This window comes from Pseudomonas sp. CVAP#3 (genome assembly GCF_018986375.1).
GTDB lineage: Bacteria > Pseudomonadota > Gammaproteobacteria > Pseudomonadales > Pseudomonadaceae > Aquipseudomonas > Aquipseudomonas helvetica.
Window position 1 is genome coordinate 172,168 of the sequence record NZ_JAHMSC010000005.1, and the last position, 20,619, is coordinate 192,786.

At 50.6% G+C, this 20,619-nt stretch carries 19 protein-coding genes and 4 tRNA genes; 17 read left to right on the forward strand and 6 right to left on the reverse strand.

Features of this window, described 5'->3' with window-relative positions; all coding sequences use genetic code 11:
* The first annotated feature begins 57 nt into the window (after positions 1 to 57).
* From KRR23_RS11380 to KRR23_RS11395, 4 genes are all read left to right on the forward strand, one after another.
* Positions 58 to 1,242, forward strand: coding sequence for an MFS transporter (locus tag KRR23_RS11380; RefSeq protein WP_216742574.1), 1,185 nt, complete (start codon positions 58 to 60; stop codon positions 1,240 to 1,242).
* Positions 1,243 to 1,326: 84 nt separating this feature from the next.
* Complete coding sequence (locus KRR23_RS11385; RefSeq protein WP_216742575.1) at positions 1,327 to 1,638, forward strand: cupin; 312 nt, start codon at positions 1,327 to 1,329, stop codon at positions 1,636 to 1,638.
* A gap of 106 nt (positions 1,639 to 1,744) precedes the next feature.
* Positions 1,745 to 2,896, forward strand: coding sequence for a TDT family transporter (locus KRR23_RS11390; RefSeq protein WP_216742576.1), 1,152 nt, complete (start codon positions 1,745 to 1,747; stop codon positions 2,894 to 2,896).
* Between the two features lie 84 nt (positions 2,897 to 2,980).
* Positions 2,981 to 4,855 (forward strand): MFS transporter, encoded by a 1,875-nt coding sequence (locus tag KRR23_RS11395; protein ID WP_216742577.1) that lies wholly within the window; start codon positions 2,981 to 2,983, stop codon positions 4,853 to 4,855.
* 60 nt (positions 4,856 to 4,915) lie between these two features.
* Here KRR23_RS11395 and sugE read toward each other — a convergent pair whose 3' ends face one another.
* From sugE to rdgC, 3 genes are all read right to left on the reverse strand, one after another.
* Entirely contained in the window at positions 4,916 to 5,233 is a 318-nt protein-coding gene (gene sugE, locus KRR23_RS11400; RefSeq protein WP_216742578.1) for a quaternary ammonium compound efflux SMR transporter SugE, read from the reverse strand.
* Between the two features lie 118 nt (positions 5,234 to 5,351).
* On the reverse strand, positions 5,352 to 6,317 hold the full coding sequence (locus tag KRR23_RS11405) for a bile acid:sodium symporter family protein (protein ID WP_216742579.1): 966 nt from the start codon (positions 6,315 to 6,317) through the stop codon (positions 5,352 to 5,354).
* A 146-nt stretch (positions 6,318 to 6,463) separates the two neighbouring features.
* Positions 6,464 to 7,384, reverse strand: coding sequence for a recombination-associated protein RdgC (gene rdgC / locus KRR23_RS11410; RefSeq protein ID WP_071553948.1), 921 nt, complete (start codon positions 7,382 to 7,384; stop codon positions 6,464 to 6,466).
* Between the two features lie 160 nt (positions 7,385 to 7,544).
* Here rdgC and KRR23_RS11415 point away from each other — a divergent pair.
* The 4 genes from KRR23_RS11415 to KRR23_RS11430 all read left to right on the forward strand — a co-directional run bounded on the left by KRR23_RS11415 (position 7,545) and on the right by KRR23_RS11430 (position 8,074).
* A tRNA-Val gene (locus tag KRR23_RS11415) sits at positions 7,545 to 7,620 on the forward strand.
* A gap of 19 nt (positions 7,621 to 7,639) precedes the next feature.
* Positions 7,640 to 7,716, forward strand: a tRNA-Asp gene (locus KRR23_RS11420).
* Between the two features lie 186 nt (positions 7,717 to 7,902).
* A tRNA-Val gene (locus tag KRR23_RS11425) sits at positions 7,903 to 7,978 on the forward strand.
* Between the two features lie 19 nt (positions 7,979 to 7,997).
* Positions 7,998 to 8,074: transfer RNA gene (locus tag KRR23_RS11430), tRNA-Asp, on the forward strand.
* 286 nt (positions 8,075 to 8,360) lie between these two features.
* On the opposite strand, the gene KRR23_RS11435 is transcribed toward KRR23_RS11430, so the two are convergent.
* The 3 genes from KRR23_RS11435 to KRR23_RS11445 form a co-directional block, all read right to left on the reverse strand.
* Positions 8,361 to 8,687 carry a hypothetical protein gene (locus KRR23_RS11435; RefSeq protein ID WP_216742580.1) on the reverse strand — a complete coding sequence of 109 codons (327 nt, stop codon included), beginning with the start codon at positions 8,685 to 8,687 and terminating at the stop codon, positions 8,361 to 8,363.
* 252 nt (positions 8,688 to 8,939) lie between these two features.
* Complete coding sequence (locus KRR23_RS11440) at positions 8,940 to 9,494, reverse strand: acyl-homoserine-lactone synthase (RefSeq protein WP_216742581.1); 555 nt, start codon at positions 9,492 to 9,494, stop codon at positions 8,940 to 8,942.
* A gap of 289 nt (positions 9,495 to 9,783) precedes the next feature.
* Positions 9,784 to 10,491 carry an autoinducer binding domain-containing protein gene (locus KRR23_RS11445; protein WP_216742582.1) on the reverse strand — a complete coding sequence of 236 codons (708 nt, stop codon included), beginning with the start codon at positions 10,489 to 10,491 and terminating at the stop codon, positions 9,784 to 9,786.
* Between the two features lie 856 nt (positions 10,492 to 11,347).
* On the opposite strand from KRR23_RS11445, the gene KRR23_RS29385 reads away from it, so the two are divergent.
* The 9 genes from KRR23_RS29385 to KRR23_RS11490 all read left to right on the forward strand — a co-directional run bounded on the left by KRR23_RS29385 (position 11,348) and on the right by KRR23_RS11490 (position 20,619).
* Entirely contained in the window at positions 11,348 to 12,265 is a 918-nt protein-coding gene (locus tag KRR23_RS29385; protein ID WP_216742583.1) for a radical SAM protein, read from the forward strand.
* 39 nt (positions 12,266 to 12,304) lie between these two features.
* A complete protein-coding gene (locus KRR23_RS11455) occupies positions 12,305 to 14,257 on the forward strand; it encodes a radical SAM protein (protein ID WP_216742584.1) in 1,953 nt (650 codons plus the stop codon).
* Positions 14,247 to 15,407 (forward strand): cupin-like domain-containing protein, encoded by a 1,161-nt coding sequence (locus KRR23_RS11460; protein ID WP_216742585.1) that lies wholly within the window; start codon positions 14,247 to 14,249, stop codon positions 15,405 to 15,407. Before KRR23_RS11455 ends, KRR23_RS11460 begins: the two co-directional genes overlap by 11 nt.
* 30 nt (positions 15,408 to 15,437) lie before the next feature.
* Positions 15,438 to 16,841 (forward strand): cytochrome P450, encoded by a 1,404-nt coding sequence (locus KRR23_RS11465; protein WP_216742586.1) that lies wholly within the window; start codon positions 15,438 to 15,440, stop codon positions 16,839 to 16,841.
* A 7-nt stretch (positions 16,842 to 16,848) separates the two neighbouring features.
* Positions 16,849 to 17,217 carry a hypothetical protein gene (locus KRR23_RS11470; protein WP_216742587.1) on the forward strand — a complete coding sequence of 123 codons (369 nt, stop codon included), beginning with the start codon at positions 16,849 to 16,851 and terminating at the stop codon, positions 17,215 to 17,217.
* Between the two features lie 7 nt (positions 17,218 to 17,224).
* Positions 17,225 to 18,100, forward strand: coding sequence for an ester cyclase (locus tag KRR23_RS11475; RefSeq protein ID WP_216742588.1), 876 nt, complete (start codon positions 17,225 to 17,227; stop codon positions 18,098 to 18,100).
* 11 nt (positions 18,101 to 18,111) lie between these two features.
* Positions 18,112 to 18,738: a glutathione S-transferase family protein gene (locus tag KRR23_RS11480; RefSeq protein ID WP_216742589.1), complete on the forward strand. Its 627-nt coding sequence runs from the start codon at positions 18,112 to 18,114 to the stop codon at positions 18,736 to 18,738.
* Between the two features lie 114 nt (positions 18,739 to 18,852).
* Positions 18,853 to 19,794: a RimK family alpha-L-glutamate ligase gene (locus KRR23_RS11485; RefSeq protein WP_216742590.1), complete on the forward strand. Its 942-nt coding sequence runs from the start codon at positions 18,853 to 18,855 to the stop codon at positions 19,792 to 19,794.
* A gap of 48 nt (positions 19,795 to 19,842) precedes the next feature.
* Positions 19,843 to 20,619: a gamma-glutamyl-gamma-aminobutyrate hydrolase family protein gene (locus tag KRR23_RS11490; protein ID WP_216742591.1), complete on the forward strand. Its 777-nt coding sequence runs from the start codon at positions 19,843 to 19,845 to the stop codon at positions 20,617 to 20,619.

Consider the following 20,619-nt stretch of genomic DNA (forward strand, 5'->3'; position numbering starts at 1 on the left):
CCGAAGTCGGTAGCACACTCCGCAAAAGCAAAAAATTAGCTTTTGCGGAGTGTGCTCATGTCCAGTTCAGTCTCAAACCGTTCCAGTCTGGTGTTCCTGGCGATCACCTTACTGAGTTTTCTCGCCGCTTCCAGTGCGCCAACGCCGCTTTATCACTTGTACCAGGAGGCGCTGCAGTTCTCTCCGGCGACCCTGACGCTGATTTTCGGGGTGTATGCCTTGAGCTTGCTGGCGGCGCTGCTGACGGTCGGCTCGTTGTCGGATCATCTGGGACGCAAGCCGGTAATTTTCGCTGCTTTGCTGCTGGATATGCTGGCGATGTTGCTGTTTATCAATGCCGACAGTGTGGCCTGGCTGATCGCTGCGCGGGTGCTTCAGGGGTTTGCCACCGGCATGGCCACCAGCGTACTCGGTGCGGCGTTGCTCGATACTGACCGGCAGCAAGGCCCGCTGGTGAACAGCGTTGCGCCGCTTCTGGGCATGGCGTTTGGCGCATTGGGCAGTGGATTGCTGGCGGAGTACGCGCTGCAACCGTTGCAGTTGGCCTACTGGATTCTGTTCGGACTGTTCCTGCTGCAAGCCCTGTACGTCTGGCGTCTGCCAGAAAGTGTCAGTCGGCTACCCGGCGCCTGGGCATCGCTGCGCCCGACCTTGCATGTGCCGCCACAGGCACGACGGGCGCTGTGGCTGGCGCTGCCGGTGAATGTGGCGGTCTGGGCGGTGGGCGGCTTCTTCCTGTCACTGGCGCCATCGCTGGTTCGTACGGCGACCGGCTCGACTTCGAACCTGATCGGCGGGGGCTTGGTGGCCGTGTTGACGGTCAGTGGCGCGTTGATGATCTTCTCGTTGCGCAATCGCCCGGCAGACAAAGTCCTGCGCTTGGGCGCGAGCTTGTTGGCGATCGGCATCGCGCTGATTCTGACCGCCGTACACAGCACTAGCCTGCCGCTGTTTTTCTTCGCCACTCTGGTGGCCGGCAGTGGTTTTGGTGCCGGCTTTCTCGGTGCCTTGCGCAGCGTGGTACCGCTGGCCTTGCCCCATGAGCGCGCGGGGTTGATGTCGGCGTTCTACGTACTGAGTTACCTGGCGTTCTGCCTGCCGTCGCTATTGGCAGGCAACCTGACCCGGACCTTCGGCCTGATCGCCACCACTGATGGCTATGGCGCGGTATTGATCGTGCTGTCATTGGGGGCGTTGCTGGGATTGATGCGTCAGCGGCCGGCCAGACTTTGCGAGGCCTAGCATGGTCAAGACGTCTTTGGGCTCATGCGTTAGTCTTGGCTCTGATCGTAACCGCTCTGTTCCTATTCGAAGGATTGAAACCTCATGAAGATCACCCGCAGCAAGTCCTTCACCGGTGACCGCGCCTGGGCGGCGCTGGATATCGCCAGCATGAACGGCATAACCACCCGTTTGCACTGGACCGATAAGCCCTACAAATGGCACGTCAACGACGGCCAGGAAGTGTTCGTGGTGCTCGATGGTCAGGTGCAGATGCGTTATCGGGAGAACGGCGTCGAGCAGGCTGCGCTGTTGGAGGTTGGTGACATCTTTTATGCAGCGGTTGGCACTGAGCATGTTGCTCATCCACAAGGCGCGGCTCGGGTATTGGTGGTTGAAGCGGAAGGCAGCGTTTAACGTCTATATCTGCAAAACAGATAACAGTTAGAGAAATTACCCGTTATATAGATATTCGATTCAGTTCTACCATGAGCTCTACCTCACCCGAGGACAGGAGTTCACGATGCAATGCCCCAACAGCAACAAAACCGCTAACCGGCCTTTGAGCCATTTACAGCACCCTCGCGAAGCGATTCGGCAGTTCACCCCGAACTGGTTCGCCGCGACCATGGGCACCGGGGTCCTGGCCCTGGCGCTCGCCCAATTGCCGGTGTCGATTCCCGGCCTGCATGCCTTCGCTGAAGGCCTGTGGATGTTCAATATTTTCCTGTTTCTGCTGTTCAGCGGGTTGTACGCCGCGCGCTGGGCGTTTTTCTTCGATGAAGCGCGACGGATTTTCGGCCACTCCACGGTTTCGATGTTTTTCGGCACCATTCCCATGGGCCTGGCGACCATCATCAATGGCTTCCTGCTGTTCGGCCTGCCGCGTTGGGGGGAGGGCGTTGTGCACCTGGCCGAGGTGCTGTGGTGGGTAGATGTCGCCATGTCACTGGCTTGTGGTGTCTTGATCCCGTACATGATGTTCACCCGTCAGGAACACAGCATCGATCAGATGACCGCTGTCTGGCTGCTGCCGGTGGTGGCCGCGGAAGTCGCGGCGGCCAGCGGTGGTTTGCTTGCGCCGCACCTGGCAGACGCCCACTCGCAATTGGTGGTGCTGGTTACCAGCTACGTGCTGTGGGCATTCTCGCTGCCGGTGGCGTTCAGCATCCTGACCATCCTGCTGCTGCGCATGGCCCTGCACAAACTGCCGCACGAAAACATGGCCGCGTCGAGCTGGCTGGCGCTGGGACCGATCGGTACCGGGGCGCTGGGTATGTTGTTGCTGGGCAGCGATGCACCGGCGATTTTCGCCGCCAACGGCTTGCCAGGAATCGGTGAAATTGCCGCCGGGCTGGGCCTGGTCGCCGGGATCACATTGTGGGGCTTCGGCTTGTGGTGGATGTTGATAGCGGTACTGATCACCCTGCGTTACCTGCGTGGCGGGATTCCCTTCAACCTCGGTTGGTGGGGGTTTACCTTCCCGCTGGGCGTCTACTCGCTGGCCACGCTGAAGCTGGCGAGCACCTTGAATCTGACTTTTTTCAGCCTCTTTGGCAGTGTCTTGGTGGTCGCGTTGGCGATCATGTGGCTGATCGTTTCCAAGCGCACCGTTCAAGGCGCCTGGCGCGGTGAGTTGTTTGTTTCGCCGTGTATTGCCGGATTAGCGAAATAATTCGCAAAGTTTAGGTAAGGTTGTGGCCTGGATCGCTGTACGACATTCCAATAAGAGCATCCAAGCCACACAGGGACATGGAAGATGAGCCACCCTTCGCAGTTCACCTTGCTTCGCAAGCGGCGGTTTCTGCCGTTTTTTGTTACGCAGTCCCTCGGGGCGTTCAACGACAACATCTTCAAGCAGTCGTTGATCCTTGCCATTTTGTACAAGCTGACCATCGAGGGTGACCGTTCGATCTGGGTCAACCTGTGTGCGCTGCTATTTATCCTGCCGTTCTTTCTGTTCTCGGCGCTGGCCGGGCAGTTCGGTGAAAAGTTCGCCAAGGACGCGCTGATTCGTCTGATCAAGCTCGGTGAAATCGCGATCATGGCGGTCGGTGCAGTCGGATTCCTGTTCGATCACCTGTCGCTGATGCTGGTGGCGCTGTTCGCCATGGGGACTCACTCGGCGCTGTTCGGCCCGGTGAAGTACTCGATCCTGCCGCAGGCCCTGCATGAAGAAGAGCTGGTGGGCGGTAACGGTCTGGTGGAAATGGGCACCTTCCTGGCGATTCTGGCCGGGACCATAGGCGCCGGGATCATGATGTCGTCCAGTCACTACGCACCGATTGTCTCCACGGCGATCATCGGTGTCGCGGTGCTCGGTTATCTGGCCAGTCGCGGCATTCCGCGCGCGGCGGCGGCGACCCCTGAGCTGCGGCTGAACTGGAACATCTTCAGTCAGTCCTGGGCGACCTTGCGTCTGGGCCTCGGGCAAACGCCCGCAGTCTCGCGTTCGATTGTCGGCAACTCGTGGTTCTGGTTTGTCGGGGCGATTTATCTGACGCAGATCCCGGCCTATGCCAAAGAGTGGATGCACGGCGACGAGACCGTGGTGACGCTGATTCTGACGGTGTTCTCGGTCGGTATCGCGCTGGGTTCGATGCTTTGCGAAAAACTCTCCGGACGCAAAGTCGAGATCGGCCTGGTGCCGTTTGGCTCTTTTGGCCTGACGGTGTTTGGTTTGCTGCTCTGGTGGCACTCCGGCGGTATCCCGGAAAGTCTTGAAGGCCATGGCTGGATCGAAGTGCTTGGCTTCGGTCATGCGTGGTGGGTGCTGTTCGATATTCTTGGGTTGGGGATTTTCGGCGGCTTCTACATCGTGCCGCTGTACGCGTTGATTCAGTCGCGCACTGCCGAAAACGAGCGGGCGCGGGTGATTGCGGCCAACAACATCCTCAACGCACTGTTCATGGTGGTTTCGGCGATTGTCTCGATTGTGCTGCTGAGCATCGTCAAGCTGTCGATTCCCCAGCTGTTTCTGGTGGTGTCGCTGCTGAACATCGGTGTAAACGCCTACATCTTCAGCATCGTTCCCGAATTCAGCATGCGTTTCATGATCTGGCTGCTCAGCCATTCCATGTACCGCGTGCAGCATCGCAACCTTGAGCTGATTCCCGATGAGGGCGCAGCGTTGCTGGTCTGCAATCACGTATCGTTCGTCGACGCCTTGCTGATTGGTGGCGCAGTGCGTCGGCCGATTCGCTTTGTGATGTATTACAAGATCTACAACCTGCCGGTGCTGAACTTCATCTTCCGTACCGCCGGGACCATTCCGATTGCCGGGCGCCAGGAAGACCTGCAGATTTACGAAAAGGCCTTCAAACGAATCGCCCAGTACCTGAAAGATGGTGAGCTGGTGTGCATCTTCCCGGAAGGCAAGTTGACCGCCGATGGCGAGATCAATGAGTTCAGGGGCGGGCTGACGCGGATACTGGAAGAGACACCGGTGCCGGTGATTCCATTGGCCTTGCAAGGCTTATGGGGCAGCTTTTTCAGCCGCGATCCGAACAAGGGATTGTTCCACCGTCTCTGGTCACGGGTGACCCTGGTGGCCGGGCCGGCGGTGGCGGTTGAAGTCGCGCAGCCAGCGCAGTTGCAAGCGCTGGTTGGCGAGCTGCGTGGCACGGTTCGTTAGGTTTTCTGGCTGAATAAAAAACGCCCGCGGATTGCGGGCGTTTTCATTGCTGGGCATTTGTCAGGTGGCGCTAACTTTCAAGCCGATCAACCCGGCAATGATCAGCGCAACGCTGGCCAGGCGGAACAGCGCCATGGACTCACCAAACAGGATGATCCCGGCGATAACCGTGCCCACGGCGCCGACGCCAGTCCAGATGGCGTAGGCAGTGCCCAACGGCAGATCCTTCATGGCCAGACCCAGCAGACCCAGGCTGATCACCATGGCGCCGACAGTCAGGACGGTGGGAAGAGGGCGGCTGAAACCGTCGGTATATTTCAGGCCAACGGCCCAGCCGACTTCAAACAGGCCAGCGAAAAACAGAATGATCCAAGGCATGAAGACCTCCATCGATTGACGGGGTCGTCCCCAGATTAGTAACTCGATCGAGCCGCGAGGTCGTCCTCGCGATGCGCACTATAGTGCCCACTAATAATCCGGGGATCAAGTTCCAGGGTCACTCGGTTGCTTGTCGGGCGGCCAGTTCGCGGTCCTGTTTCTCGCTCATCCGACGGAAATACGTCGAGAGCAATGCCCCGGAAATGTTGTGCCAAACGCTGAACAGCGCGCTCGGCACCGCCGCCAGTGGCGAGAAGTGGGCACTGGCCAACGCCGCGCCCAGACCGGAGTTCTGCATGCCGACTTCCAGGGCCAGGGATTTGCGTTGCGCCAGCGGCAGTTTGAACACGCGTCCGGTGAAGTAGCCCAGCAGGAAGCCAAAGCTGTTATGCAGCATCACCACAGCCATGATCAGCAGGCCGGATTCGGCAATCTTGGCCTGACTCGCCGCGACAACGGCGGCGACGATGATCACGATGCTCACCACCGAAACCAGCGGCAGCACCTCTACCGCGTGGCGCACCCGATCTCCCAGCAGACGCTGGGCGACCACACCGAGCACGATCGGCAGCAACACCACTTGCAGGATCGACCAGAACAGTTCCATGAACGATACCGGTAACCAGGCCGAGGCCAGTAACCAGATGAGGGCGGGTGTCAGCACCGGAGCGAGCAGGGTGGTGACGGCGGCAATCGCTACCGACAGCGCCAGGTCACCGCGGGCCAGCCAGGTCATCACGTTCGACGAGGTGCCGCTTGGGCAGCAACCGACCAGAATCACACCGACGGCGATTTCCGCTGGCAGGTGAAACGCCTGGCAGAGCAACCATGCTACACCGGGCATGATCACGAAATGTGCGACTACGCCCAGCGCCACGCGCCACGGATGGCGGGCCACTTCAGCGAAGTCTTCAAGTTTGAGGGTCAGGCCCATGCCGAACATCACCAGCCCCAGCAACGGCACGATCGCTCCTTTCAAACCGATGAACCACGCCGGTTGCAGGAAGGCCACCACGGCGAAGATCAAGACCCAGTAAGCGAAAGTGTTGCCGACAAAGCGGCTCAGTGCTGCCAATGCACGCATGACCTGTTCCTTATTATTTAAATGAAGCCTCAAAACCAATGTGGGAGCGAGCCTGCTCGCGATGAGGGGCTGACATTCAACAATGATGTTGACTGACACTCCGCTATCGCGAGCAGGCTCGCTCCCACAGTAGATATCACAAGCCTTTAGATCCCTTGCGGAGTCTCTTCGCCGCCCAGCGCCTCAACCAGCGCCGGGAGGAATTCGCCGAAGGTCAGCATCATCAGCGTGAAGCTCGCGTCCAGCTGGCCGAGGGCTTCATCGCCACCGTCCTGTTCTGCCTGATCCTGCAGCAGGTCTTCGAACTTCAGGCGCTTGACCACCATCTTGTCGTCGAGGACGAACGACAGTTTGTCTTGCCACGCCAGGGACAGCTGAGTGACCACTTTACCGGTGCTCAGGTGCAACTGGATTTCTTCGCTGGTCAGGTCCTGACGCTTGCAGCGGACGATACCGCCGTCTTCGTGGGTATCGCGCAGTTCGCACTCATCCAGTACGAAGAAGTCGTCGGCGGCTTTCTGGGTGGTGACCCACTCAGTCATGGTAGCGGTCGGGGACATTTTTACAGTCAGCGGACGTACCGGCAGCGTGCCGATCACTTCACGCAGCGTGGAAAGCAGGTCTTCGGCGCGTTTCGGGCTGGCGGAGTTGACCAGGATCAGCCCCTGTTTTGGTGCGATGGCGGCAAAGGTCGACGAGCGACGGATAAAGGCCCGCGGCAGGAACGCCTGGATGATTTCATCCTTGATCTGATCACGCTCCTTCTTATAGACCTTGCGCATTTGCTCGGCTTCGATCTCTTCGACCTTTTCCTTGACCGCGTCGCGCACGACGCTGCCTGGCAGAATGCGTTCCTCCTTGCGTGCGGCGATCAGCAGGAAGTCTCCGCTGACATGTACCAGGGGTGCATCTTCGCCTTTGCCAAACGGCGCGACGAAACCGTAGGTGGTCAACTCCTGGCTTGCACATGGACGCGCCAGTTTGGTGGCCAGTGCAGTTTCCAACGCCTCAGCATCAAAAGGCAGATCTTGGGTCAGGCGATAGATAAGCAGGTTTTTGAACCACATGGGGTGAGTCTCTCCTTTATACAAAGGGGGGCATTATTCTCCGCGCAGCGTCATAGGCCAACCCTCAGCTAAGCCTTTGGAAGGCCTGAAAAAATTATTTTAAAAAGTGCTTGCCAGAGGTGGGGCTGCTCCGTAGAATGCGCGCCACACCGAACGTGAAGGGTGATTAGCTCAGCTGGGAGAGCGTCTGCCTTACAAGCAGAATGTCGGCGGTTCGATCCCGTCATCACCCACCATTCGCATTCAGTGTTACGCGCAGCGGTAGTTCAGTCGGTTAGAATACCGGCCTGTCACGCCGGGGGTCGCGGGTTCGAGTCCCGTCCGCTGCGCCATATTCGGTAATCTGGAACGCTGAACGCCAGATCACCACAGAAAGCCCGCTAACGCGGGCTTTTTGCTGTAAGAGTTCCATGCGATGTGTACTGTTTCATTGAAATTCAGCTTTTTTAATAATTTTCTTAATTAAATCAGCACGTTATGAATTTTTGTGGCACAATGCGCCCCGCAACGAAGGTAAAGGGTGATTAGCTCAGCTGGGAGAGCGTCTGCCTTACAAGCAGAATGTCGGCGGTTCGATCCCGTCATCACCCACCACTTACTTTCAACGCTACGCGCAGCGGTAGTTCAGTCGGTTAGAATACCGGCCTGTCACGCCGGGGGTCGCGGGTTCGAGTCCCGTCCGCTGCGCCATATTTGCTTCCCTAAGGCCCACTGAACGCCTTGAAGCTACGAGAGAAGCGGCCTTGAGCCGCTTTTTTTGTTTCCTGAATTCCATAAAAATCCTTCTCCTTCTCCTTCTGCGGCCCGCTGGCAGCGCCTTTTACGACACCTCGCCCATCAGCTTTTGCGTTGGTTCAGCAGAAATGGCGAACGCGCCCTAGTGTTTGCGGCGCTGTGCCATCACTCTTCAGATAACTGGCCGAATCAGACTGATAGCTGTTCTTCGCGCAGGACCTGAGATCTATCTTGTTGAGGTTTAAATACCTTCAGCGCTGAACTCCGCACAGTAAACACTCATTGATTTTAGGTAATTGATCAATGCATGAAGGGCAGGAGAGCTGAAATGCCTTTCCATCGTTTTGGTGCAATCCCAGAGTCCCTCAATCACCCAAATGCTTTTATCTTTCTTGCACCGTGTGCGCCCATAGTGAGTGCAGTCGAAATTCGGGCTCAACTGCGCGACAAGAGGCGGTAGTGCTGAGCCGAACTCTTCAGGTGGAGGGCGTAATTCAAAGACGATTTTGTGGCTGATTCGAGACGTGACGGTTGGCTTTGAATTCCATGCGGAGAGGCGATTTGTCATGTTCGCTCCTTGACTCAGCCAGCCGTCGGTTTTGAGGGGATGGCGATTTTGGATGCCTGCGACCGGAGCTGTGCCCAGTCTTTATTATATGAAGGTTACTGAGCTACGTAAGAGCAAGCTCCCCCGCGCTTGTCAGGCAAGGGAGTGTAAAAAGCCCAGGTTGGAGAATATTCATATTCAAGAAACCATGGGGATTCGCCGCGGGGTTCCTGGGGATGGGATCCAATGCCCTAGCGTTGAGTTAACCGAATGCTAAATATCGATTTCCAGCGCAAGAATTTTCAGGTCTTCTGATATTTTCGAAGGTCCCAACCGACGCACCTTGAATTTCTCCCTGTGCAAGAGCCTTATGATCCCGACAGGTGACACGGTGAGCAACTTCATTGCTCCGTGAGATTTAGCGTATTTGATGGCTGCCAGCAGAAGCAATAACGCCGTGGAAGAAGAAGGGGCCTGTTGCCGTTTCGTCAAGTGTTGGGAGCGCAGATCCATGGCGGCGAACCTGGAAAGTTCCCAGACATGCTGTACTGATGGCGCACTCTGTCCCCCTAGCAAATCAGGAAATACCTGGCTCAGCAGATAAGGTCTTGTAGTCGGTAGCAGTCGAGCTGTTCCTACGATTTCCCCCGCATCATTCTGGGCCGCCACATAAAGCGTGTCCTCTCTATCAAATTGATCAGTTTCGAGCTGATCAGGGCAATTCAGAGGCCACCCAAGGTTTTCGACAAATACTTTATAACGATAGTGTGAAATATTCGTAAGCAGTTCTTTGCCCAGCTCACTACGATTTCCTTTGCGGATCTGCACGGCAGTCACCTTCCAGTTTGGAGAGGCTGCAATTAGAGGGTAAAAGTTTGAGGTCGGTAACTACTAGAATTGGTAGGTGTTACCCAAGGACTGCACTCGGAACTCAGTGATGAAGCGAGAAAGCGAGTGGTTAGGCTTAAGCGCTTTCATTATCGGCACCTGGTACCAACTTGACGTGTAAAATCACAAGTCGGGACCAGAGGCTAACCGGAAATGGACGCCCCATCGTGGGGCTGTGATAGATAAAACGCGATGGCGTCCGGACTAATAAATGACAGATGCTGGGTTTCTAGTTTAGCAGCCCCATAGCAAAAGCCTGGACAACAGCGGCTGTTTTATTGGCAGCACTCAATTTAAGAATTGTATTTTTTATATGGAAGTTGACCGTGTTCTCGGAGATGGCCAAGAGATAAGATATTTCAGATGATGTTTTGCCGTTGCCGGTCCATTTCAGTACTTCTTTCTCACGAGTCGTGAGCTTTATTTCCGGTGTGTCGGTAAATCGTTCGTTGATGATCTTGGATAAACTTACATGGGCGACACTAACGAGCCAACGCATCCTTATTTCGCTATATTCGATTTCTTTTTTTGAGAGCGCCTGAGCGGAACGGCTAAGCGTAAGCATCCCACCTACACCGAATGCATCCAGGCTGGATTGTGCCCAACCATGTCTAAGTCCGGCTGATCTTGCTTCCTCCCATAGTGCCGGAGTATTTTTGTAAATGGAGTCTTTCCAGATCAACGGCACTTGTGAGCTCTTGCAGTGAGCGACAGTAGGGTCTGTGGTTATATAGTTAGCTGATGCGTATCGGCTTTTCCATCGTGCGGGATAATTATTGAGCATCACCACCTTTTCTTTTGGGAAAATAATTTGAATGCCATAGGCGCAATATTCAAACTCAAGTGCAAGGGCGGCTTTTTTTATTTTATCAAATACGTGCTGTTCAGAGAGTCCTGGGGTTGTTAGTGAGAGTAAGTCATCCTGCCAGCTTTTCATTCTTATAGTTCCTTTATATAGTGCTGAAATTGCCGTGCTCGAAAAAAGCGCAATCGACAGCAATCTGACAAGTTTTATTACAAATATCAAGGATGTAAGTATCAATAAAAGTCAGTGAATTAATGAAAAGAGTGCACAGCTTAGCTGCTGTGTTTTTTTTGATCAGTTAGTGCCGTGCTTTATCATATATTAATTAAGGTCGACAGGTTTATGCAGTAAAATGTGTGGACTGGACGTGCGGTAAGTGGTAGTTGTTTTTATTTTAATCAGGAAGCGCCCGCGGCGAGCCGGCATGCATTTCCCTGTGTGCTCGGTATTGGTGAAGGGCATTTGTTTCATAGAAAGTCTATAGTTCACCATAGCTAAAAGCTATGCCTTGGGTTATGCAGGAGCGATATTTTTGCGCAGTTGTAGAGTATTGTTTTATATGCGGTAAGCGACGCAATTTCAATAATGCGCTAACTGTTTCTGGCGGGAAGTTAGGAAAGGTATAACGTACACATTCACCCTGCTGCCTCTTAACGCAGCTCATCGGTTAAAAAGTTCTGATCATGATTGTGATGGCTTTTATTGGCTCAGGTCTATAGATGTCTTGTGCTTGATCCATCCGCTGTGCTCCTTTGATGTATATAAAGCAGCGTGCTTACCGTCTCGGGCGCGAGGGAGGCCGTGCGTGGGAATTGTCTGACATTCAGACAAAAAATATCAGGGTGCGCAACCTACCTGATTCGGTAGTTACGGTTGGGGGAGCACTCCTTTAGATTGGAAAGCTATCAATCGAGCTGAAGCGAAACCCACGATTTACGCGGTTGATTTATCGAATCGGGCGCAAATTGAATAAAAGAAGGTGGAGCAGGTGATCAAGAAAATACTTGTCAATGTAGAGGCGACACCGTCATGTCCTGCTTCCTGCAGCATGTGCCCGCGCTCTGTAATCAAGGATTATGGCTTCATCACATTGGAAACGATGGACAAAATTGTTTCTCAGATAGACCCATCCTATGTATGGGAGCTGGACCTCGCCGGCAGAGGAGAGCCAACCATACACCCTGAGTTTCATGAACTACTGAAGATGATGCGTAAGTCCGGGGTCTTGACGGATGTCACCACTACCGCGGTGACATTCAATCAGAGAAATATTGACGCTTGCGTTGACAATGTGGATGTTATTCGGCTTTCGGTAAGTTCTATTCGCAAGGAGATTTTCGACAAAGTACATGTTGGTCTAAACCATGAGAAAATTTGGCGCAACATAGCGGCTCTGGCTGAAGCGGCGGCAGACAAGGTGATTGTTCATTTGACCGGTGGCCCGGTCATTTACAGTACGTTGGCCGAAACAGTTGCGCACCTTCGTCAGTTGGGATTCAAGAGAATTTATCTATTCCCATTGTGGAACAGAGGAGGGGATATCAATGCAAAACTCGAAGGGGAGTATCGAAAAAAATTAGTCAGTGAGCTAAATCTTAACCTGTCTGAAAGTGAGTACAAAACCGGAATGGGAAAAGTTAAGTTCATGTTGAATGCTTTGATGGGGACCTGGGTAAATTCAAATTTTTGCGCTGTCGGTGATGGGAGTCTTAGCATAAGTTATAAAGGGGATATTCTTGGATGCTTCCAAGACTTTGGTCATGTTTCCAATATTGGTCATGTGGAGAATGACCGTTTGAAAGAAATTGTCAAGAGTAGGGTAAAGCTGCTTGGGAATATGGATATTTGCAAAGGTTGCAACTCCAGAAAAGCGGTACTGAAATTACCAATGTTTTTGAGCCGATGAGTTAAAGGTTGCATTCGCTAGGGTAAAGGGACGTTACATATGAAAGGCGAAGAAATTGATTTCTTATTGCTCAATTGCTGCAACCTGCCATGGAGGCCGATCTACCCTTATGCGTTTGTACAAATCAGTGAAATTGCAAAGCGCAATGATATCAGAGTAAAGCGCATTGATTTGTTGTATGTCGAAAACTGGTATGAATACCTGAGGCGCGTAATTACAACGCAACGTCCGAAGATGGTAGGTATTCACCTGCGTCAAGGGGACTCGCTAGACCTTTCCAATTACGATGCGGTAGAGGCTCAACCAGGAAAATTTTTCAGAACCTATTTTCCAATTGAAGACAGTAAAAAACTAATTCAATTGATTCGCAGATTGACTGATGCCCCAATCATTATGGGCGGTTTTGGATTTACAACGCATGCCAGAAAATTGGCGCAGTATCTCGAAATCGATCTTGGTCTACAGGGTTGTCCAGACGGCTTTTTTAACGCCTTTAATGACACATTGTCCGGGCGTAACCTGAAACAGGTTCCGGGACTGATACACAAAAACGGCAACGATTACATTTACAACGATGTCGGTTTTTACAAGCCTGCTGAAAATACTGAATACCACGATGAAATCGTTAGTGAGATAAAAAACTTCTACGGTTCCGCATTACATTCGAAAACCCCTCCGACGATTGCTGTAGAGGTATCTCGGGGATGCCCCTTCCAATGTTACTTTTGCGTTGAACCAGATGTAAAAGGGAAGCGGATCGATAAGCGGAATATCGACGTTATCGAAGCTGAACTTGAGTTTTTACTGAAAAATGATCTTTATGATTTTTGGTTTATTTGCTCAGAGCTCAATATCGGCGGAGCAGGATTCGCTTTGGAGTTGGCGGAACGGGTAATTCGGCTAAACGAGAAGTACCCAAGGCGCAAAATAAAATGGTCAGGTTACTCGTTACCTTCGCTGGGGCATGACGAATTGAAAGCGATGATGCGTGCGGGCTACACGGGGGCGATGAATGACATATTGTCCTTGGATGATGAGAACTTGCGAAAGGCGACTGTACCCTACAAAAAAGACCAGGCAGTTAGCTTCCTGAAAAACCTTTCTTCCATTCGCAAAGAGCTGGTGGAAGAAGAAAAAGATAACGCGAACGAAGCAAAGTATACGGCAAGCACCCCGTTAGAGTATGTAAATCTTATATCTTTTTTTTGGGGTAATGCCCATGCAAATGAAAAGACAATTGCGCGCACATTAGCGGCCCTTGAGGCGAACGGTTTGACAAGCCACTATAGTGGAGGATACGTAATACCAAGTACACGGGTGTTCGCCATTGGTCGAACCCGGGAATTTGTGGATACCGGCACGACGTATTCATTCGGGCCTCAGGGTGTAATTGCCACGGACACGAAGTCACCTACTTTTCATTTCCCAGGGTTTCTCGTTAAGGCACTAGGGACTCGAGAGGAGATTTATAAATTTTTTGACTATGTTTCCGGTACGCTAATGTCGAAGGCGCACAGAAAAAGTAAATACTTCAGTACCTTTCTGGCTGCCAACATGGATAGCTATATAAGCGATAATTCCTCGCATTGGCAGGTGATTTGTCAATTGTTGGAGTGTGATTCCTCCGCTGTACCTTGCGCTAAGACAGTTCAAATATTCCTTGATCAATTAGACGCTGAAGCCCGACAGGAAAAAGAGTCCATTATTCATAAATGGCTTATGAGGTTATTTGCAGAACATGAAGCGGCCGTTCGGCCCGTTATTGAATTGCTCGGTGCGGAGCATTTTATAAACGCTGAGTTGAGGGCAAGTGAGTATGTATTGACCTTCGCTTTTTATAGAATATTTTCGGTCAAGGAAGAATGGCTGGAAACCGCAGGACGGCTTGATTTAAAAAGAGACGGTTATGCGGTGTTTTATATGAGTTACTTGGTCTTTCTTATAAATCTGCAGTTTAGAGATGACTACAAAGGACTGCTATTTGACTTTTGATATGTACAGTCACGGTATATTGACCACAATGAAAAATACTATCGTTGCGATTCAAGAGATTGAGAGACTGAGTAAAACTGTTTCGCCGTCTTCACTCGAAGGACTACGGGGTAACTATGTATGGAATACGCTGAGCGGGCAACCTCTATTTGTGATGAGCGTTGATACGCGCATATATTCTAACACTAGTGTCAGTGTCGGAGAGTGTGGTACGGAGATTTCATTGGCGGAAGGTGTGATTGCTGATCTTGCAAGTAAGACAATCGATCCTCTTACGTTGATAAATACCGGGAAATTAAAAATTCGCGCCTTGGCTAATTCCACTAAGGACGGGGAAAAAGAAGGGATGAGGTTGTTGAATCTCATATTCAATAACACTTCTCTGGATGGGGCGCGTCGATCGGAAATTGAATTTAAAAGCGTTCAGGGTGCCGACTTCAAACGATGCGATGTTCGGGGCGAAAGTGAGAATATTGAAAGCTATTTTCGCCGAGGTGAGCCTTTCATTATCACGGAAGTTTGTTGCAAGTGGCCTTTATTCAAAATGACACTTTCGGAAATTTTCGATGCGCTTGGAGAGCTTGAGGTAAGTCTGTTGGTAACGGAACATGATTTTGTTAAAAAACAACCTCCGAGCTACGAGAAATCGAGTTTTCTTGATTATGTGAATGCCCTGTATAGCGATAAAGGGGAGGTGAGTGGCTACATGGCAGCCAACAGCGTCCCTGAGCAGTTGAAGGATACTTATTTTTACCCTGAGGTATTTTCTCGCGCTGCATTTAATACTCCTCGCTGGTGGATTGGGCCTGCAGGTTCAGGGTTACGTTTGCATAGGGACCTCGTTGATAATTTTTTGTGCCAACTGAAAGGCCGAAAGCGAATTAGGCTTTATGCACCGAGTGAGACCGAATTCTTATACCCCGTTGTCATTGGAAGCAACGCACTGTACGAGCCAAGCATGGTCGATCCTGATAATTATGAAGACTCTGATTTTCCACTTTTTTCTCGAGCACGTTATGTGGACTGTGAACTCGGAGCGGGTGACCTTCTCTACTTGCCAGCGGGCTGGTGGCATCACGTTCATAATATTGAAGTGTCATGGTCATTGAATTTTTTTGCGGTAAATCAAGCTCCTTGCGTGCTGTCATAAATTTGAAATGTATAGACAAAGGAATAGAGTATGAATGATTCAGAGTTGTTGATGAGTACATTGCCGATGTCGGCTTTTTCTTTAGATGATAGCGTGCTCCCTCCTGTTGAGGATGTACCAGGACTAAGAGATACCTCTCCAGAGTTTAATGACCCTGCATATATGTTCAAGGACCCTCTTGGACTTACAACCAAGGCGTTGGAAAAATATGGAGATATTGTTTATCTTCGCGGTATCGATGGCTATCTGGTCGCGGATGCGGCTTTTATTGAAGACATGCTAATCGGCAATGAGCGCTTTTTTTCAAAAAGTGCAGAAACAATGGAAAAAATTAGCCCGGCCATTGGGAGTGGTCTTTCTACGTTGATAGGCGATCAATGGAAACGGCAGAGAAAAATTGCGAACCCCTCGTTTACCAAGCGCAGCGTCGATGGCTTTAGTTACGTATTCCATGAGTGCATTGATGAGATGTTTGCTGAATGGGAAGAACGCAATGAGGGCGTTCTCGACATTACTCTAGAAATGAAAAAACTGACCTTGAGGATTGTCATAAAGTGTCTTTTCTCTACCGATATCTCTCGATTTTCAGATAGCGTTACTTCAGCACTTGAGGTACTACAAGAGTATTCGATGATGAAGCTCTGGTCGCCGCAGACATTGAGCGACTCCGATGAGAGGGCTTATGAAAACGCGAAAGAAAGTATCGATACTATTATCTATCAAATTATTCATGACCGGCGTGCTGCTCCGGCTACTGAACATCAGGATCTCCTCGGGATGTACATGTCGGCGATCTATGACGACACCGGAGAGGGAATGTCCGACGTGCAGCTACGCCATGAGGTTATGAACCTCTTCTTGGCCGGTCATGAGACAACCGCCAATGGTGTTGCTTTCGCTCTCTATCTATTGGCGACTCACGCCGCGGAACAAGAAAAATTAAGTGCTGAAGTAGACGAGCGACTCAAAGGTAAAATCTGCACGCTTGAAGACTTGAAAGGTCTTGAATACACCGAAAGGGTTTTCAAGGAGTCTTTGCGTTTATACCCATCTTCCTGGGGAATGAGCAGGGTTGCCCTGGAAGACTATAGATATAAGAACTATGTATTTCCCAAAGGCTCGGATTTTATAATCGCTCAGTGGGGGCTTCATCGGAATCCAAATTATTGGGAAGATCCTTTGAAATTTGATCCTGATCGTTTCACTGCAGACAGGATAAAAGCAGTTCATAAATATGCTTATTTGCCCTTCGGAGCCGGCGCTCGCAAGTGTATTGGCGTTCACTTGGCCGAGGCCGAAGGAAGAACCATTCTGGTTCGTATTGCTCAACGCTATAGCTTAAATGTTATCTCCGGCTCTGAGCCTCAGCTCAAGGCGCGTTTATTCATGACGTCCGAGCCAGGGTTGAAACTAGAACTCATCAAACGGACATGATATTGCCATGCAAACCATTGCTTTTGCTGTGCCACTTGCCGCGAATAAAAAAGACAGTCTTATAAGATTTTCCAGGCTGTTGGCAACTGAAAGAAAAGAGGAATTCAAGGATTTCTTGTTGCGCTTGAATGCTGTCGAAGAAAACTGGTATCTGCAGTCTACGGGGGGGGCGGATATGTTTATTTGCTACATTGCTGCCCACGATATAACTCGCGCATTTACGGAACTTGCGGCATCGCAGCATCCTTTTGATAAGTGGATCAAACAGGAGAACAAGGATATTTTTGGCATTGATTTCGAACACCCCAGTGACGATCCAATGCCCAGTGTCCTTTTTGAGTGTAACGTTAATTTCAACGTGTCATCTACTAAGTGAGGTTTCAATGAGCCAGTCTTCAATCCGTAAGAACTATATAAATGCACTCCGTAATTCAGATTACGATCTGTTGAAAACGGTATACGCGCCTGATGCAATCAGAAAGGCGCCCGGCGAGCCCGATTGCATTGGTGTGGAGCAAATCATCAGTCACTATAAGAACTGGCAAACCACGTTCTCTCAGACCCAAATTGCTGATCAGTTACTTTTTTTTAAAGGCAGCATGATTATTGCGGTTTGGGCATGGAAGGCTATTCACACGCAGGAATTCATGGGGGTTCCACCCTCGGGAAAAGAAGTAGGGTTAATTGCGGCCAGTCTCATGTGGACCAATGATGAAGGGACGATCACCAAAGAGCATACTTATGCAGACCCCTATACATTGCTCATTCAATTGGGCGTGATAAGCGATGACGGTCGTGACGTACCTGATTTGGATAAACCTTGCCAAATATATTATGAGGGCATCGCTCCTGAGTATGAAAATCTTGAAAAAATGCGCCATTACAATGAACTACTGCTCACTAAACAGCTAGAACCCTGGCTGGAATGCATGAGTGATGACATTGAATGGGATGACCAGATGGTGCCGGGCCTGGCCGTAGGGAAGGAACACTCTAAAGAAGACTTTTTGATGCTTGCGGAGGCATTTCCGGATGCCAGTATCAATATGACGAACCTTTGGTCGGTGGGAGATTTTGTCATTCACCAAGGAATTTTTACGGCGACACATAAAGGGCCTCTGAAAGGTATCCCTGCATCAAACCGGGTTGTTAACGTCGATAACCTAGACATCGCATATTTTGAAAATAACAAAATTCGCAAGGGGTGGACCTTTGGTAACACCTTGGATATGGGGACTCAAATGGGCATGGGTCAATAAAGGAAAACATCATGATACTTATTGGCAACGAAAGCAGTGCCTGTACCCGAAGTGTATTGATGGTTCTCGCTGAAAAAAATACTCCTGTTGAGTTTGTCAGTGTTGATTTGTCAAAGGGGGCGCATAAATCGGATGAGCACTTGGCATTGAATCCTTTTGGCAAAGTCCCTGTTTTGTTGGATGGCGAAGTAAAGATTTATGAATCACAAGCAATCAACAGATATCTAGAAGCTCGACTGCCTGGTATTTCTCTTGTCCCCAAGGATTTGGCTGCACTGGCAAAGATGGACCAATGGTTAAGTGTTGATGCTTGCTATTTCACGCCACCAGCCTACAGCGTTGTCTTCCAGAAGATTTTTCTGCCCATGTTCGGCGGGCAATCCGATCTGAGCATCATCCAAGAGGCCGAAGAGAAACTGAAAGCGGTTTATTCTGCCATGGACAAGGCACTGGAAAACTCTTCGTTTCTTGCAGGAGAAGAATTGACGCTCGCGGATCTCGCTTTTGTTCAATACACAGACTATTTGCTCCAGGCTAAATGTGAGAGTGTTGTTTTCGCGCATGACAATATCCGCCGCTGGTGGCACGCGTTGTCTCAGCGTGCCTCCTATAAAAATCCGTTGGCTGTGATCCAGTAAGTTGAATTGGCGTTATGGTTCATAACGCCAACTAACTGATTGTTTAGTTGATTGTGAGATGGGGGCAGTCGAATGATTCGGTCGAGACATGTTGCACGTTCGGTTATCGTATGGATGTACGAAAATGATAATGGCGTTATTCCTAAGCGTACATTATGTAGTTTGTTGGAGGAGAGGGGGTTTAAGGTTTTCTCAGAATTTGATATGCGTGAATGTTATGTCATTGACGGGAAAGTTTATAGCGGTTGCGGTGTCTGTCTAAGCAATTTCGATGTCGCTTTTCATATGAACGCTGATGAGCAGTCGCCTTACCAGGCTGACATTCTTCTTGCGCTACAGGACAGTGGCGTCGATGTTGTCAATAATTGTGAGTCTTTTTTCAAGTGTCGCGATAAGTTTAGGGCTAATCAGTTATTGCGTCAGCACGGGGTTCGGGTCCCAGAGGCCGCGCTACTGGGACCTACTGTTATTGCTGATGTCGTCAATGGGTTATTCAGCAAGTGGGGGCAATTGGTCTATAAACCCCGCTCAGGTCACGGCGCAGTGGGGGTTATGCGATTCAGCGATGCTGAGCAATTCCTGGACTTTATCCAGGCAACACAACATGTTATTCATGACTATTATGTTGAGCAATATATTGATTTTGGTGATGTTGATTGTCGGGTGGAAATTTTCAATGGGGAAGTGATGGGGGGATATAGTCGAGAGAAAAAACACAGTTTCAAAACTAACATTTCAGCAGGTGGAAAAATGATGCCACGACGGCTTGGCCATGAAGTGGATATTGCACTTAAGGCTGCGCAGGTGTTGGGTATTAATGGGACGATAATTGATATGGTTCAATCCAGAACGGATGACCAGTTCTATGTTCTAGAGGTCAACCCGCTCTTAGGTATCTTCGTGGAGTCTGCGATGCGAGCCGGAACGAAGATGCCGGACACACTTCCCGATGCCGCTTATTCTTATGATAACTTGAAGCTGGCCTCGATAGTTAATTACATCGACAATTTGCCTTTATCTAGACATGCTCAATATGTTTCAAAGGGGGCGTTGTGAGCGGTGTAGCAGGCGCTAGCCTGCGCACGTTCACAGGTCAATAACGACATGCGTCCGATAATATTGATCAGTGCAGCGAATCAGCGTTTAGCCGTCAATCACTCGGCTGCGCTCGCGATGACAGTAGTCAACAGCAGTTATATAAAAATTCTTACATCGCTCGGTTGCACTCCATTGATCATACCACCAGGAGTGGGGGCAGATTCTATTACAGCGTTGATGTCTCTGGTCAATGGACTGGTGTTACCTTCAGGGCAGGATATTTGTTCAAGTTTTTACGGAGAGGCAAGTCAGGTACAATACAGTGCTGGTGTCGCGGGTATAGGTGAGCCTTTCAACAGGCCTTTGATATTGCAGCCGGATCGTGATCGAGATGTATTGGAACTGGCGCTCTATCACGAAGCGAAATCAAGAAAGTTACCTGTCTTGGGGATTTGCCGAGGTATGCAGTTGATTAATGTGGCTGAGGGTGGGACGTTACATCAGGAAATCCCGTATTCCGGCGTTGATCATTGTATAGATCCTGATGGCTGGATAAATTATCATCCGATTGAAGTGAATGCAGGAACACGACTTCATGGGATTACTAACAGGCTCGCTTTAAGCGCTTCTTCTGTGCATCATCAATGTATTAACCGGCTACCTGTGTCGCTCAGGGTTAACGCTACTTCTGCCGATGGCTTGATTGAAGGTATTGAACTGGATAGTGACTCACACTTTGTCTTGGGGTTGCAAGGGCATATTGAAAAAACATTAATCAATCATCCCGAAAATATGGATATTTGGAACGGCTTCGTTTCAGCGGTCATTCAAAGGAGTTCTTGA